The organism is Acidovorax benzenivorans (assembly GCF_028680575.1).
GTDB classification, from domain to species: Bacteria; Pseudomonadota; Gammaproteobacteria; order Burkholderiales; family Burkholderiaceae_C; genus Acidovorax; species Acidovorax benzenivorans.
Map to the genome: position 1 here is coordinate 31,482 of NZ_JAPCKI010000013.1, position 12,912 is coordinate 44,393.

General features: G+C 64.0%; 12 protein-coding genes. 1 reads left to right on the forward strand and 11 read right to left on the reverse strand.

All coding sequences use genetic code 11. The features are described from left to right. The first annotated feature begins 33 nt into the window (after positions 1-33). On the forward strand, positions 34-1,803 hold the full coding sequence (locus tag OIN59_RS18595) for a response regulator (protein ID WP_274112603.1): 1,770 nt from the start codon (positions 34-36) through the stop codon (positions 1,801-1,803). Positions 1,804-1,866: 63 nt separating this feature from the next. On the opposite strand, the gene nudB is transcribed toward OIN59_RS18595, so the two are convergent. From nudB to OIN59_RS18650, 11 genes are all read right to left on the reverse strand, one after another. Beyond that, on the reverse strand, positions 1,867-2,340 hold the full coding sequence (gene nudB, locus OIN59_RS18600; protein WP_274112605.1) for a dihydroneopterin triphosphate diphosphatase: 474 nt from the start codon (positions 2,338-2,340) through the stop codon (positions 1,867-1,869). A 291-nt stretch (positions 2,341-2,631) separates the two neighbouring features. Next, positions 2,632-3,462 (reverse strand): CsgG/HfaB family protein, encoded by an 831-nt coding sequence (locus OIN59_RS18605; protein ID WP_274112607.1) that lies wholly within the window; start codon positions 3,460-3,462, stop codon positions 2,632-2,634. Positions 3,463-3,604: 142 nt separating this feature from the next. After that, a complete protein-coding gene (aspS, locus tag OIN59_RS18610; RefSeq protein WP_274112609.1) occupies positions 3,605-5,422 on the reverse strand; it encodes an aspartate--tRNA ligase in 1,818 nt (605 codons plus the stop codon). 45 nt (positions 5,423-5,467) lie between these two features. After that, positions 5,468-6,088, reverse strand: coding sequence for a DUF502 domain-containing protein (locus OIN59_RS18615; protein WP_274112610.1), 621 nt, complete (start codon positions 6,086-6,088; stop codon positions 5,468-5,470). Positions 6,089-6,096: 8 nt separating this feature from the next. Further along, the gene (locus tag OIN59_RS18620) at positions 6,097-6,447 is read right to left on the reverse strand and encodes an FmdB family zinc ribbon protein (protein ID WP_274112613.1); all 351 of its coding nucleotides are present in this window, start codon (positions 6,445-6,447) and stop codon (positions 6,097-6,099) included. A gap of 87 nt (positions 6,448-6,534) precedes the next feature. Further along, positions 6,535-7,986 carry a sodium:solute symporter family protein gene (locus OIN59_RS18625; protein WP_274112615.1) on the reverse strand — a complete coding sequence of 484 codons (1,452 nt, stop codon included), beginning with the start codon at positions 7,984-7,986 and terminating at the stop codon, positions 6,535-6,537. 166 nt (positions 7,987-8,152) lie between these two features. Then, the gene (gene ubiB, locus OIN59_RS18630) at positions 8,153-9,718 is read right to left on the reverse strand and encodes a ubiquinone biosynthesis regulatory protein kinase UbiB (RefSeq protein ID WP_274112617.1); all 1,566 of its coding nucleotides are present in this window, start codon (positions 9,716-9,718) and stop codon (positions 8,153-8,155) included. Next, complete coding sequence (locus OIN59_RS18635) at positions 9,715-10,371, reverse strand: hypothetical protein (protein ID WP_274112620.1); 657 nt, start codon at positions 10,369-10,371, stop codon at positions 9,715-9,717. The genes ubiB and OIN59_RS18635 overlap by 4 nt, the downstream gene beginning before the upstream one ends. A gap of 60 nt (positions 10,372-10,431) precedes the next feature. Next, entirely contained in the window at positions 10,432-11,469 is a 1,038-nt protein-coding gene (locus OIN59_RS18640; protein ID WP_274112622.1) for a Tim44 domain-containing protein, read from the reverse strand. Positions 11,470-11,505: 36 nt separating this feature from the next. Beyond that, positions 11,506-12,237, reverse strand: coding sequence for a bifunctional demethylmenaquinone methyltransferase/2-methoxy-6-polyprenyl-1,4-benzoquinol methylase UbiE (ubiE, locus tag OIN59_RS18645; protein WP_274112624.1), 732 nt, complete (start codon positions 12,235-12,237; stop codon positions 11,506-11,508). Between the two features lie 218 nt (positions 12,238-12,455). Beyond that, entirely contained in the window at positions 12,456-12,878 is a 423-nt protein-coding gene (locus OIN59_RS18650; RefSeq protein WP_274112626.1) for a DUF971 domain-containing protein, read from the reverse strand. Positions 12,879-12,912: the final 34 nt, after the last annotated feature.

The following is a 12,912-nucleotide window of genomic DNA, read 5'->3' on the forward strand; positions in this document are numbered from 1 at the left end:
ACATTTTGAGCACGCAGGGACGGCCCACACCTGATGGCTACCGAGAGCGGCCCCAATCCCACCCCACAGACCCAGGCGCTGATCGTGGACAGCAATGCCACGTCGCGCAGCATCCTGGTGGGGCAATTGCGCGAATACGGCGTGACCCGCATCGTGCAGTGTTCGCGTGTGCAGGACGCACGCAGTCGGCTGGAGCACACGGTGTTCGACTACGTGCTGTGCGACCAATTTTTTGGCGATGCCAACTACTCGGGCCAGACCCTGTTGGACGACCTGCGGCGCGCGCAGTTGCTGCCGTTTTCCACCGTGTTTTTCATGGTCACGGCCGAGGCGTCGTACGCGGCCGTGGCCGAGGCGGCCGAGTCGGCTCTGGACGGCTACCTGCTCAAGCCCTTCACGCCCAGCGCGCTGTTCGAGCGCCTGAGCCTGGCGCGCTTGCGCAAGATCCATCTCAAGCCCATCTTCGACGCCATCGAGGCCGAAGACTTCGAGCAGGCCGCCGCGCTGTGCGTGGAGCGCTTTGAGGCTCGCCAGCCCTACTGGCTGTATGCAGCACGCATTGGATCGGAACTGCTGCTGCGCCTGGGGCGGCACGACGAGGCGCGCACCCTGTTCGAGGCCGTGATCGCCGCGCGTGCCCTGCCCTGGGCTAAGCTGGGCGTGGCCCGCGCGCAGATCGAATCGGGCCAGGCGGCACGCGCCGTCACCACCTTGCAGGAGCTGATTGGCGAAGACGCCTCGTTTGCCGACGCCTACGACGTGCTGGGCCGCGCACAGGTGGAGATGGGCAACTTCGCGCAGGCCATCGAGACCTACCGCACGGCCAGCACCCTCACACCCGACTCGGTGGTGCGGCTGCAGAAGCTGGGGATGATGTCGTACTACATGGGCGACCGCGCCACCGCCACCAAGGTGCTGGCGCGCGCCACGATACTGGGCATTGATTCCAAGCTGTTTGACTACCAGTCGCTGGTGCTGCTGACGTTTGCGTACTACGCCGAAAACGACCGCAAGGGCATTGAGCGCTGCATGGCTGACTTTGCGCGCATCCTGGAGCGCCACTACGGCAGCGCACGCATCCGGCGTTTTGCCGAGGTGGCTCGCGCGCTGCAGCTCATCCAGCAGCGGCAGTTCTCGCAAGCGGTTGAATCGGTGCGTGGCATGGCCCGCGAGATCACGTCCAGCACCTTCGACTTTGAGGCCGCCTGCAACCTGGGCAGCCTGCTGGCCGTATTGGCCGTCACGTCGATCGAGCTGCCCGAGGGCGACAGCTGGGTGCTTGCCCTGGGCATGCGCTATGCCAACACACGCGGCCTGACCGAGCTGATGGCCAACGCCTGCAATCTGCATGCGCCCTACAGCGAGCTGGTGCGTGACTGCCTGCAACGCGTCAACAAGACGGCCGAAGTCGCCATGGCGCAGAGCCTGGGGGGCAACCCCAGCGGTGCAGTGCAGAACCTGCTGACCGAGGCCGAGCGCACCCTCAACTCCAAACTGCTCGATATGGCGCAGCAGGTGCTGCTGCGCCACAGCGCACGCATGACCGCACCCGAGCCGCTGCAGGAGGCCATCGACGCACTGCGCACCCGCATGGGCAGCACCCCGGCACGGGCCATCCTGGGACAAGACAGTGAGCGCCACCCCGGCGGTGTGGCGTTGCGCGTGCGGGGCAGCAGCGACAAAACACCCAAGCGCATTGCGCCGTCATCGCAGGACAGCATGGCACAAAGCCCAGCACCCGCGGACGATGCTGAAGGCCCCGCCGCCGCCGCGCAACTGCCCCCCCCAGACGCCTCCTCTTGAGGCAACAGGCAACGCCGTCCGGCCCTCAGCCCCCTGCTGTAAACCGGCCCACACGGGCCCCACTCATCTGGGGTGCACAAACCGGGGAAGCAGCAAACACGCCTCGGCATTGGATGCCGAAAAACACCGGTCCGCCGCCTGCTGCCAGGGCAGCCATTCATACGCATCGTGCTCGCGCGGGCTCAGCACCACGGGCGTGCCAAGGGGCACACACAAGCCAAACACGCGCTCGCGGTTGCGCACCACGCCGGGGGCATAACGGTGCAGCCACTGGGGCCAGATGTCGTACACGTTCTCCAGCGCCCAGTCGGTCAGCAGACAACCCGGTGCCTGGGTATCGATGCCGGTTTCTTCGGCCACCTCGCGGCGGGCCGTTTCTGCAAAGGGTTCGTCCAGCGCATCCTTGCTGCCCGTGACCGACTGCCAGTGCCCCTCGCCCCCGGTACGGCGGATCAGCAACACCTCCAGGGCCGGGGTGTGGATGACCACCAGCACCGACTCCGGGAGCTTGTAAGGCCGCTGTGGTGCGGGTGCCATGGCTCGGCGGCCCTTAGAACGTGTTTGCGATCTTTTCGGGGCCGCGCTGGAGTGCAATCGGAGTGAATGGATGCTCCGGGTGCGCCGCATGGGCCCGTGCCCATGCAAGCAGCCGGGGCGTCCAATCGCCCGATTTCACTCCAGCCCTTCGGGCAAGTGTCTTGCCGAGCGGTCTACTGCGTTGCGGCGCTTGCCGATAGCACAGGCTATCAGCAGCGCACCGCGCCTTGCACCCCATCCCGGCAAGGTACTTGCGCGGCCCTGAAAAGATCGTAAACACGTTCTTGGCCTTCAACCGCCCTTGGGGCGCTGGGCTGCCGTGGTGGTGGGCACGGGCGGAGGCAACTCCTTGGCCTGCAGCGCGCGAGCCTGCACCACCAACTGGTTGTGCGCGTCCAGAAAGGCTGCCGCAATGACCTTGCCCTCGTTGGTATTGCTCCAGCCAGCGCCTGCAGCGCCCCCCAGCTTGCCAAACACCAGGCCACCCACGCCCAGGTCGGTGGTGCGCGCGGAGCCCGTGGCTGCCGCCACCTGCTCGGTGGTTTCGTTGTCGGACAGCAGCAGTGCCGTTTGCGCCTCCTTGAACTTGACCTGCTCCACCAGCCCGGCCAGCCCGGCGATGTCGCGCAGCACCGGGATCATGGCAATCACCCCGGCCAGGCCCCGGCCTGCATCCTGCTCGCTGAACGTGAGGCTGGGCGTGAGCGTGTACTGCGCCTCATACCCCTTGCCCTTGGCCACGGTGGAGTTGTTCTTGCGCAGGATGCCTGCGTCCTTCAGCTCCTGCTCCTGCACGGTGCCCCGCAGGCCCGCCGCCCGGTCCACCACCCGGAAGCACCCACTCTGCTGGGCCAGCAGCTTGACCAGCGGCACCGGTGACGCGGGCAGCTGGTAGCCCGAGCCCATGATGTAGCCATTGGGGTTCTCGGCCAGCGCCAGCGTGGCCACCGGCGCATCACAACGCACCAGCTCACGGGCGGCGTTCTGCGCGCCCTGCGGCCCGGCCGAGCCTGTGACCACCGAGCCCCCTTGGCCCAGTTCAGTCTTCTTCTCGCCGCAGCCAGCCAGGGCGATACAGGCGACTGCCACCAGCAGCAGACGGGAGCTTGTCAACAAACGCATGGGAGTGCCTCTTTCGGTCCGCGCCCAGCGGTCAATACTTGACCCGCCGCGCATGAAAAAAGCGGCCCGGGCACAAGGCCCGAGCCGCTTGGTGTGCGATGCCTACATGCATTCGCCAGGGACGTAGGTGATGCGTCCGGGATCAGACCGCCGTCTTGGCCGCGTCGGGGTTGCGCAAGCGGATGTGCAGCTCGCGCAACTGCTTTTCGTCCACAGGGCTTGGCGCCTGCGTGAGCAGACACTGGGCGCGCTGGGTCTTGGGGAAGGCGATCACGTCGCGGATCGACTCGGCACCGGTCATCAGCGTCACGATGCGATCCAGGCCGAAGGCCAGGCCGCCGTGTGGGGGCGCGCCGTACTGGAGCGCGTCCAGCAGGAAGCCGAACTTGAGCTGGGCTTCTTCTGGCGTGATGTTGAGGGCGTCAAACACCTTCTGCTGCACATCGGCGCGGTGGATACGGACGGAACCGCCACCCATTTCCCAGCCGTTGAGCACCATGTCGTAGCCCTTGGAGATGCACTTCTCGGGCGCAGTGACCATCCAGTCTTCGTGGCCATCCTTGGGGCTGGTGAAGGGGTGGTGCACCGAGTTCCAGCGCTGGTTTTCCTCGTCGTACTCGAACATCGGAAAGTCCACCACCCACAGCGGGGCCCAGCGGCTCTCGAACAGGCCGTTCTTCTTGCCGAACTCGCTGTGGCCGATCTTGATACGCAGCGCGCCAATGGCGTCGTTGACGATCTTTTCCTTGTCGGCGCCGAAGAAGATCAGGTCGCCGTCCTGCGCACCGGTGCGCTCCAGTACGGCTTGCAGGGCCGCGTCGTGGAGGTTCTTCACGATCGGTGACTGCAGACCGTCACGGCCCTTGGCCAGCTCGTTGACGCGGATGTAGGCCAGGCCCTTGGCGCCGTAGATCTTGACGAACTCGGTGTAGGCGTCGATCTCGCCACGGCTGATGCCGCCGCCTTCGACCGAGCCACCGGGCACGCGCAGACCCACAACGCGGCCATTCTTCATGTTGGCGGCGCCCGAGAACACCTTGAAGTCCACGTCCTTCATCACGTCGGTCAGCTCGGTGAATTCGAGCTTCACACGCAGGTCGGGCTTGTCAGAGCCATACAGGCGCGCGGCATCTTGGTACGTCATGACGGGGAACTCGCCCAGATCCACGCCCAGCGTGTTCTGGAACACCGTCTTGATCATGCCCTGGAACATGTCGCGGATGTCCTGCTCTTCCATGAACGATGTTTCGATATCGATCTGGGTGAACTCGGGCTGGCGGTCAGCACGCAGGTCTTCGTCGCGGAAGCACTTGGTGATCTGGTAGTAACGGTCAAAGCCCGCCACCATCAGCAGTTGCTTGAACAGCTGAGGCGACTGGGGCAGCGCGAAGAAATGGCCGTCGTGCACGCGGCTGGGCACGAGGTAGTCGCGCGCGCCTTCGGGCGTGCTCTTGGTGAGCATAGGGGTTTCGATGTCGATGAAGCCGTTGGCATCGAGGAACTTGCGCACCTCCATGGCCACCTTGTAGCGCAGCATCAGGTTGTTCTGCATGTAAGGGCGGCGCAGGTCCAGCACGCGGTGCGTGAGGCGCGTGGTTTCCGACAGGTTTTCCTCATCGATCTGGAACGGGGGCGTGACCGAGGGGTTCAGCACGTTCAGCTCGTGGCACAGCACTTCGATCTGGCCGGTCTTGAGCTTGTCGTTGGTGGTGCCCTCAGGGCGCGCGCGCACCACGCCCTTGACCTGCACGCAGAACTCATTGCGCACGCCTTCGGCAACCTTGAACATCTCGGCACGGTCGGGATCGCACACCACCTGCACGTAGCCTTCGCGGTCGCGCAGGTCGATGAAGATCACGCCACCATGGTCACGGCGGCGGTTCACCCAGCCCGACAGGGTAACGGTTTGGCCCAACAGGGCTTCGGTCACAAGACCGCAATAGTGGGAACGCATAGCCATGACAAAACTTCCGGCGCCGCAGGGCGCGTTGACGTTGAAAGAGATTTACTTCGGAGGAACGAGCGTGGGGTCTGTCGGAGCGACCACGCCCATCGAGACGATGTACTTGAGGGCGGCGTCCACGCTCATGTCGAGCTCGACGCAATCGCTCTTGCGCACCATCACAAAATATCCACCGGTGGGGTTGGGGGTGGTGGGCACATACACGCTGACGAACTCGTCGCGCAAGTACGCAGCCACTTCACCGTTGGGGGCACCCGTGACAAACGCCACGGTCCAGACCCCCTCGCGGGGCCACTGCACGAGCACGGCCTTGCGAAAGGCATTGCCGCTCTCGGAAAACAGCGTGTCCGACACCTGCTTGACGCTGGAGTAGATGGAGCGCACCACCGGAATGCGGTGCACCAGCGCATCGCCCCACTGCACGAGCTTGCGGCCCGCGAAGTTGCTGGCAATGGCGCCCACCACCAGCAAGATGGCCAGCGTGAGGACCACGCCAAAGCCCGGGACATGCACCCCGAGCAGCTTGTCTGGCTGCCACGCGCCCGGCAGGATCTGCAGGGTCTGGTCGAGCGTGCTCACAATCCAGTTGAGCACCCAGGCCGTGATGACACCGGGCACGATGACCAGAAGGCCTGTCAACAGCCATTTGCGCAGGGAGGCCATGCAGGTCCTCAGCTCGAAGAGGAAGAAGTGCCACTAGTGCCGCTAGCGCTAGTGGTGCCAATGCTGCTGGCACTGGTCGCGTCCTTTTTAGGAGCATCGCCACCGCTTGCGGGTGCCGTTGATTCGGTCTTGGACTCCGACTTGGCCTCGGTGGCCGGGGCGGAACTACCCCCATTGCCCCCACGAAAATCGGTCACATACCAGCCCGAGCCCTTGAGCTGAAAACCCGCCGCCGTGACCTGCTTGGAAAAGGCTTCGGCGCCACAGGCGGGGCATACCGTCAGCGGTGCGTCGGAGATTTTTTGCAGCACATCCTTGGCATGGCCACAGGAGCCGCATTTGTAGGCGTAAATAGGCATGTCAGTGAGTTGAGGGAAAGTGCAAAACCCTCAATTATAGGCGGCATGCCTGTTCGCAAGCCCGGCGCCAAGCGCTGGGCGGGGCATTCAGCTCGCACTGCCTTCGTAATGGGTGACATGCCCCTTGTGATCGTCGATCCACTGGGGTGCCAGCGAGCCACCCAGCATGCCCACCAGAGCGGCCAGCACTCCGGCCAGTTGCTGCGGGAAAGCCTCCGACAACATGGGGCTGGCCACGAACAGCAGCCAGACCCCCAGCCCCATGGCCACCGCCAGCAGGGCCCCCTGGGTGGTGGCACGTTTCCAGTACAGGCCAAACACCAGTGGCACAAACGCCCCCACCAGTGGCACCTGGTAAGCGCCCGACACCAGCTCATAGATAGAGGTGCCCTGCATGGTGACGGCGTAGGTCAACACGCAGCCCGTGAACACCAGCACAGAAATGCGCATGGCCTTGAGGGTCTGCTGATCGGTCATGCCGGGACGCAGGTTGTGCAGGATGTTCTCCACAAAAGTGGTAGACGGTGCCAACAAGGTCGCCGAAGCCGTGGACATGATGGCCGAGAGCAGCGCGCCAAAAAACGCCACCTGCAGCATCAGCGGCATGCGCTCCATCACCAGGGTGGGCAGCACTTTCTGCGGGTCTTCCTTGAGCAGGGCCTGCGCTGTCTCAGGCATAACCAGCACTGCGGCAGTGACCACAAACATCGGAATGAAAGCAAACAGCAGGTACAGCAAACCACCGATCACAGGGCCTTTGCGCGCAGTCGCCGCACTGTTGGAAGACATGACGCGCTGAAACACATCCTGCTGCGGAATGGAGCCCAGCATCATGGTGATGGCCGCAGCGATGAAAAATGTCCACTCCTTGACGCCACCGGATGGGAAAAAATGAAACTTGCCTTCGCGCGCCGCAAATTCCACCACTTTGCCTGCACCGCCTGCGAGGTCGGCCGCATACCAAGCGATGGCCAGCAGGCCCACGCCGATCACGATCATCTGCACAAAATCGGTCATGGCCACCGACCACATTCCGCCGTACAGGGTGTACACCAGCACGATCAGCGTGCCAATGATCATGCCCATGGTGACAGACACCGTCCCTTGCGTGAGCAGGTTGAACACCAGGCCCAGGGCCGTGATCTGGGCAGCGACCCAGCCCAGATAGCTGAAGATGATGATGGCCGAGCAGGCCACCTCGATCACGCGGCCATAACGCTGGCGGTAATAGTCACCCAGGGTGATGAGGTTCTTTTGGTAAAGCTTGTAGGCAAAAAACAGCCCCACCAGCACCAGGCACATGGACGCACCGAACGGGTCTTCCACTACCGCCCCCAGGCCTCCGTCCACAAACCGGGCCGACACGCCCAGCACGGTTTCCGAGCCAAACCAGGTGGCAAACGTGGTGGCGATCACCACGGCCAGCGGCAGGCTGCGCCCGGCCACCGCATAGTCGGCCGTGTTGTGCACGCGGGTAGCGGCATACAGGCCCACACCAATCGAAACCAGCAGGTACAGAACGATGAATGACAACAGCATGGCGCCGCTCCAAAACTCCAGGGGTGGTAGCGAAAAAGACAGCGCGCACGCAAAGTGCCCCGGGTGGCAACACTGCGGCGCCTGACGACCATGGGGCCGCAGCCCCACTTACAAACACGTTACAAATTTGCTGCGGATTATGAAGGCAACTTTTGTGCCGCAAACACTAAAAAACCCGGATGCGCATGAACAGCTGCATGGCAAGCAGCCCCAGCACAAACCCCACCCCGCCATAAATGATGGACTGCAACAGACGGTTGGTGCGTTTTTGCGCGTCCAGCAGTTCACGCAGTGCAGATTGATGGTCTGCCGGGCGCTGGCGCAACGCGTCGTAGATCAGGCGCGGCAGCTCGGGAAGCAGCTTGGCATAGTGCGGAGCCTCGGCCCGCAGCTCGCGCCACAGGCGCTGGGGGCCCATCTGCTCCAGCATCCACTTCTCCAGGAAGGGCTTGGCCGTGCTCCACAGGTCCAGTTCCGGGTCCAACTCTCGGCCCAGTCCTTCAATGTTGAGCAAGGTTTTTTGCAGCAGCACCAGCTGAGGCTGGATCTCGACATGGAAACGGCGCGAGGTCTGGAACAAGCGCATCAGCACCATGCCCAGCGAGATTTCCTTGAGTGGGCGGTCAAAGTACGGCTCGCACACGGCGCGAATGGCCGATTCGAGGTCGTTGACCCGCGTCTCGGGCGGCACCCAGCCGCTTTCGATGTGCAGCTCAGCCACCCGCTTGTAGTCGCGCCGAAAGAAGGCCACAAAATTCTGCGCCAGGTACTCCTTGTCCACTTCAGTCAGCGTGCCAACGATGCCGAAGTCCAGCGAGATGTAGCGGCCGAACGTAGCGGGCTCCAAGCTCACCTGGATATTGCCGGGGTGCATGTCGGCATGGAAAAACCCGTCGCGGAACACCTGGGTGAAGAAGATGGTGACTCCGTCGCGCGCCAGTTTGGGGATGTCCACACCGGCCTCGCGCAGACGGTCGACTTGGCTGATGGGCACACCGTTCATGCGCTGCATCACCATGACCTCGGGGTGGCAAAAATCCCAGAAAATTTCGGGAATCAGCACCAGGTCCAGCCCCGTCATGTTGCGGCGCAGTTGCGCGGCGTTGGCGGCCTCGCGCACCAGGTCCAGCTCATCGTGCAGGTAGTTGTCGAACTCGGCCACCACCTCACGGGGCTTGAGGCGCTTGCCGTCAGCCGACAAACTCTCGACCCAGCCCGCCATCATGCGCATGAGGCTCAGGTCTTTCTCGATCAACGGCAGCATGCCAGGCCGCAGTACCTTGACGGCCGCCTCGCGCTCAATGCCCTGGCGGTCACGCAGCGTGGCGAAATGCACCTGGGCAATGGACGCGCTGGCCACCGGTGTGCGGTCAAAGGAGGTAAACACCTCGCCCACCGGACGGCGGAAGGCGCGCTCGATGGTGGCGATGGCTATGTCAGGGTCGAACGGCGGCACCCGGTCCTGCAGGCGGGCCAGTTCGTCGGCGATGTCGGCAGGCAGCAGATCGCGGCGGGTGGAAAGCACCTGGCCAAACTTGACGAAGATAGGGCCCAGACTCTCCAGCGCCTCGCGCAGGCGCTGGCCGCGCGGAGCATCCAGGTTGCGCCCGATGGACACGATGCGCGAGATCATGCGCAGCCACGGCTTTTGAAAGCTGTCGAGCACCAGGCCGTCCAGGCCGAAGCGGAACACCACCCACAGGATGGCAGCCCCCCGCAAGAAGCGCTTCATGCGTCAGCCCGGTCGGAACCACCCGAGGGCGACAGCGGCGCAGCTGCCGGAGCACCATGTGCCGCCGTAGACGCCGTAGCCGCTGATGCCATCGGAGCAACAGCCGACGATGGCACCCCACCCGCAGCAGCCATGCGCGAACCCACAAACTGGTGCAGGGCCTGCGCGGCCCGGCCAGCAAACTGTGCCAACGTGTGCGCAGGGGTATCTCCGATCACACGGGCCAGGTCTTCTTCCACATCCCAGCGCACATGGTCCACCAGCCAGTTGATCTCGGCCGCCAGTTGCACATCCCCTTCAATGCGGATGGAGGGCTTGTCGCCACGCAACGCGGCCTGGGCCAAGGCAATGGGGGAGGTATCGGTCACTTCCAGACGCAGGTCTGGCACCGCGGATTCGGGCGCCAGGTTGAACAGGCCTGCCGGAGTGATGACCAACGACAGGGAGTAAGCCCGCCACTGCACCCGTGCGATGCGGCCCTTTTGGCGCACCAGCCGGTCCGTGGCCTCTTTCTCCTGCATCAGCACATGGTTGAGAAACAGCACCAGGCGCTGCTGCACCTCGTGGACCAGCCATTGCGGAGGCTGCGGACCGGCTGCCAGGCGCTCAAAGAGGCCGTCCAGAAAAGGAAAAGGGGACTGTGGTGTTGCCATAGTCCCCAATTATTCCCTGAACTGGGATGCCCCTCGCGCGAGGGGCTCCATGGGCTGCGATTACTGCAGGGCCTGCACGCCTGCCACCAGCCAGCCGGTGTTGCCCGCTTTGGGCTTGGTCATGTTCCAGACCTCGCGGAAGGGGCTGGGCCCGGCCGAGAGTTCTTCGCGGATCATGCCCGAGAACTCGACGCTGGCCATATAGCCGTCGCCCAGGTCTTCGATGCCCAGCAGTTGCGCCTCAATCATGACCACATCGGTGTGGTTGGGCTGCGTGCCACGGTGGGCTTCGCGCTCGGCCAGCTGGGTGCGGATCTCGTCGAGCATGCTGTCCGTCATCATGGACCGCAGGGTGGCGATGTCCGAACGATCCCACGCGCCCTGCAAGGTCACGAAGTTACGCTTGGCGGCCGCCAGGAAACCCTCGGTGTCGAAATCGGAGGGCACACCCCAGTTTTGCGAGCCCGACAGACCCGAACCGATCACCACACCCGAACCCACGCCACCTTGCCCGGCACGCGAGGCGTCAAACGCCATGCTGCTGCGCTCCCAGGGACGGGCCGATGCGTCGTTGCCCACATTGTTGGGGCTGTACTGCGGCGGCACCTGAGCCGTGGCGGGCGTTGCAGCCCCCGCGCCCTGGAAAGCGAACGGAGCACCACCCGCAGCATTGCCCGAGCCATTCCCACCGCCACTGCGGGACCGCATCACCATCTTGAAGATGGCAAATGCCGCCAGTGCCAGCAGCGCAATCATCAGGATGTTGCCAAAGCCCGCGCCCAGGCCCAGCGAGTGCGCCAGCCAGGCCAGGCCCAAGCCCGCCGCCAGGCCGCCCAGCATGGCGCCCCAGGGTTTCTTGGCCGGTGCAGCCGGAGCCGCCGCCGGTGTGGCGGTGGCAGGCTTGGCCGCCGCAGCCGTGTTGGTTGCACTCTGTGCGGGTGCGCCCGGCGTGGCAGGCGGCGTGGCCGACTCGCGCTGCGTCACGTTGCTGGACTGCTTGCCCACCGATTTGCCACCACCCAGTCGCCGCGCGGCGTCGGCATCGGCGTGCGCAAACGCCAGCATCGCGACCAACACCACAGACCACAGTTTCATCATGACTTCTCCGTCTCCGTTATCGACCGAGCAAACCGCTCAGCACTTGATTCCAACATGGAGGGCCACTATGCCCCCAGTCATGTTGTGATAGTCCACATGCCCAAAACCACTTTTCTGCATGAGGCTTTTGAGTTCTTCCTGCCCCGGGTGCATGCGGATGGACTCCGCCAGATACCGGTAGCTTGCGTCATCGCCCGCCACCAGCTTGCCCAACTGGGGCAGCACCTTGAACGAGTACCAGTCGTACACCTTGGTCAGCGGCTGCGCCACTTTGGAAAATTCGAGCACCAGCAACTTGCCACCGGGCTTGAGCACACGGCACATCTCGGCCAAGGCCTGGTCCTTGTGCGTCATGTTGCGCAGGCCAAAGGCCACGCTCACCACATCGAAATGCGCGTCGGGGAACGGCAGCTTTTCGGCGTCGCAGACCAGCGTGGGCAGCATCACGCCTTCGTTGATGAGCCGGTCGCGGCCCACGCGCAGCATGGCTTCGTTGATGTCCGTGTGCACCACACGGCCCGACGCACCTACCTTTTTGGAGAACGCCAGCGCCAGGTCACCAGTGCCACCCGCAATGTCCAGCACCTGACTGCCTTCGCGCAGGTTGGCCACCATCACGGTATAGGCCTTCCAGGCGCGGTGCAGGCCCGCCGACATGAGGTCGTTCATCACGTCGTATTTGGAGGCCACGGAATCAAACACACCGCGCACGCGGCGTGCCTTGTCCTGCTCGTCCACCGACTGAAAACCGAAATGCGTGGTGCTCATAAGAATCATGCTAGGCGCGTGAACGCCAGAGGTACAGCGACAACCCCGCACTGAATTGGGGCATCTGTCGCAATTTGGACAACGCTATTGAAACAAAACCAGCCGCTAGCGCATATACATATTGCGCCGATAGCTACGATTTCAATAGCACCTTGATATGCAGGGGCTTCAGCGACGTCCCGTGCCAGCAACCTGGCCGAGCCTGTGAGAAGAAAGCCTCAGTGGCTGCCGCAGGCATGCCCCCCTGCCCCACCCTTGGGCGCCATGGGTGCATCGCGATCGGCGCCGACCGCCGCCAGCCGCTCGGCGTACTCGGCCCACAGCGCGTCCTGCTTCTGGCCCAGTTCGTAGAGATAGTCCCAAGTGAAGATGCCGCTGTCATGCCCGTCGGAGAACGTGGGCTTGACGGCATAGTTGCCCACGGACTCCAGGTTGACCAGCGCCACATGGCGCTTGCCGGTCTGCAGCACCTCTTGCCCCGGCCCATGGCCCTGCACCTCGGCCGAGGGCGAGTACACGCGCATCAGCTCGAACGGAATGCGGAATGTGGCGCCATCCGAAAAGCCCACCTCCAGCACGCGCGATGCCTCGTGCACCGTAATGGCCTGCGGCGTGGGCGCGCCCGCTTTCAAACCTGCCATGGAATCACCTTGAGAAAACAGTTGTCAGGAACGA

Coding starts and splice junctions, on each gene's coding strand:
- OIN59_RS18605 (WP_274112607.1), bottom strand. CDS start 3,462: ATGCGTTTGTTGACAAGCTCCCGTCTGCTGCTGGTGGCAGTCGCCTGT.
- OIN59_RS18620 (WP_274112613.1), bottom strand. CDS start 6,447: ATGCCTATTTACGCCTACAAATGCGGCTCCTGTGGCCATGCCAAGGAT.
- OIN59_RS18595 (WP_274112603.1), top strand. CDS start 34: ATGGCTACCGAGAGCGGCCCCAATCCCACCCCACAGACCCAGGCGCTG.
- ubiB (WP_274112617.1), bottom strand. CDS start 9,718: ATGAAGCGCTTCTTGCGGGGGGCTGCCATCCTGTGGGTGGTGTTCCGC.
- OIN59_RS18640 (WP_274112622.1), bottom strand. CDS start 11,469: ATGATGAAACTGTGGTCTGTGGTGTTGGTCGCGATGCTGGCGTTTGCG.
- OIN59_RS18650 (WP_274112626.1), bottom strand. CDS start 12,878: ATGGCAGGTTTGAAAGCGGGCGCGCCCACGCCGCAGGCCATTACGGTG.
- OIN59_RS18635 (WP_274112620.1), bottom strand. CDS start 10,371: ATGGCAACACCACAGTCCCCTTTTCCTTTTCTGGACGGCCTCTTTGAG.
- OIN59_RS18615 (WP_274112610.1), bottom strand. CDS start 6,088: ATGGCCTCCCTGCGCAAATGGCTGTTGACAGGCCTTCTGGTCATCGTG.
- aspS (WP_274112609.1), bottom strand. CDS start 5,422: ATGGCTATGCGTTCCCACTATTGCGGTCTTGTGACCGAAGCCCTGTTG.
- OIN59_RS18625 (WP_274112615.1), bottom strand. CDS start 7,986: ATGCTGTTGTCATTCATCGTTCTGTACCTGCTGGTTTCGATTGGTGTG.
- ubiE (WP_274112624.1), bottom strand. CDS start 12,237: ATGAGCACCACGCATTTCGGTTTTCAGTCGGTGGACGAGCAGGACAAG.
- nudB (WP_274112605.1), bottom strand. CDS start 2,340: ATGGCACCCGCACCACAGCGGCCTTACAAGCTCCCGGAGTCGGTGCTG.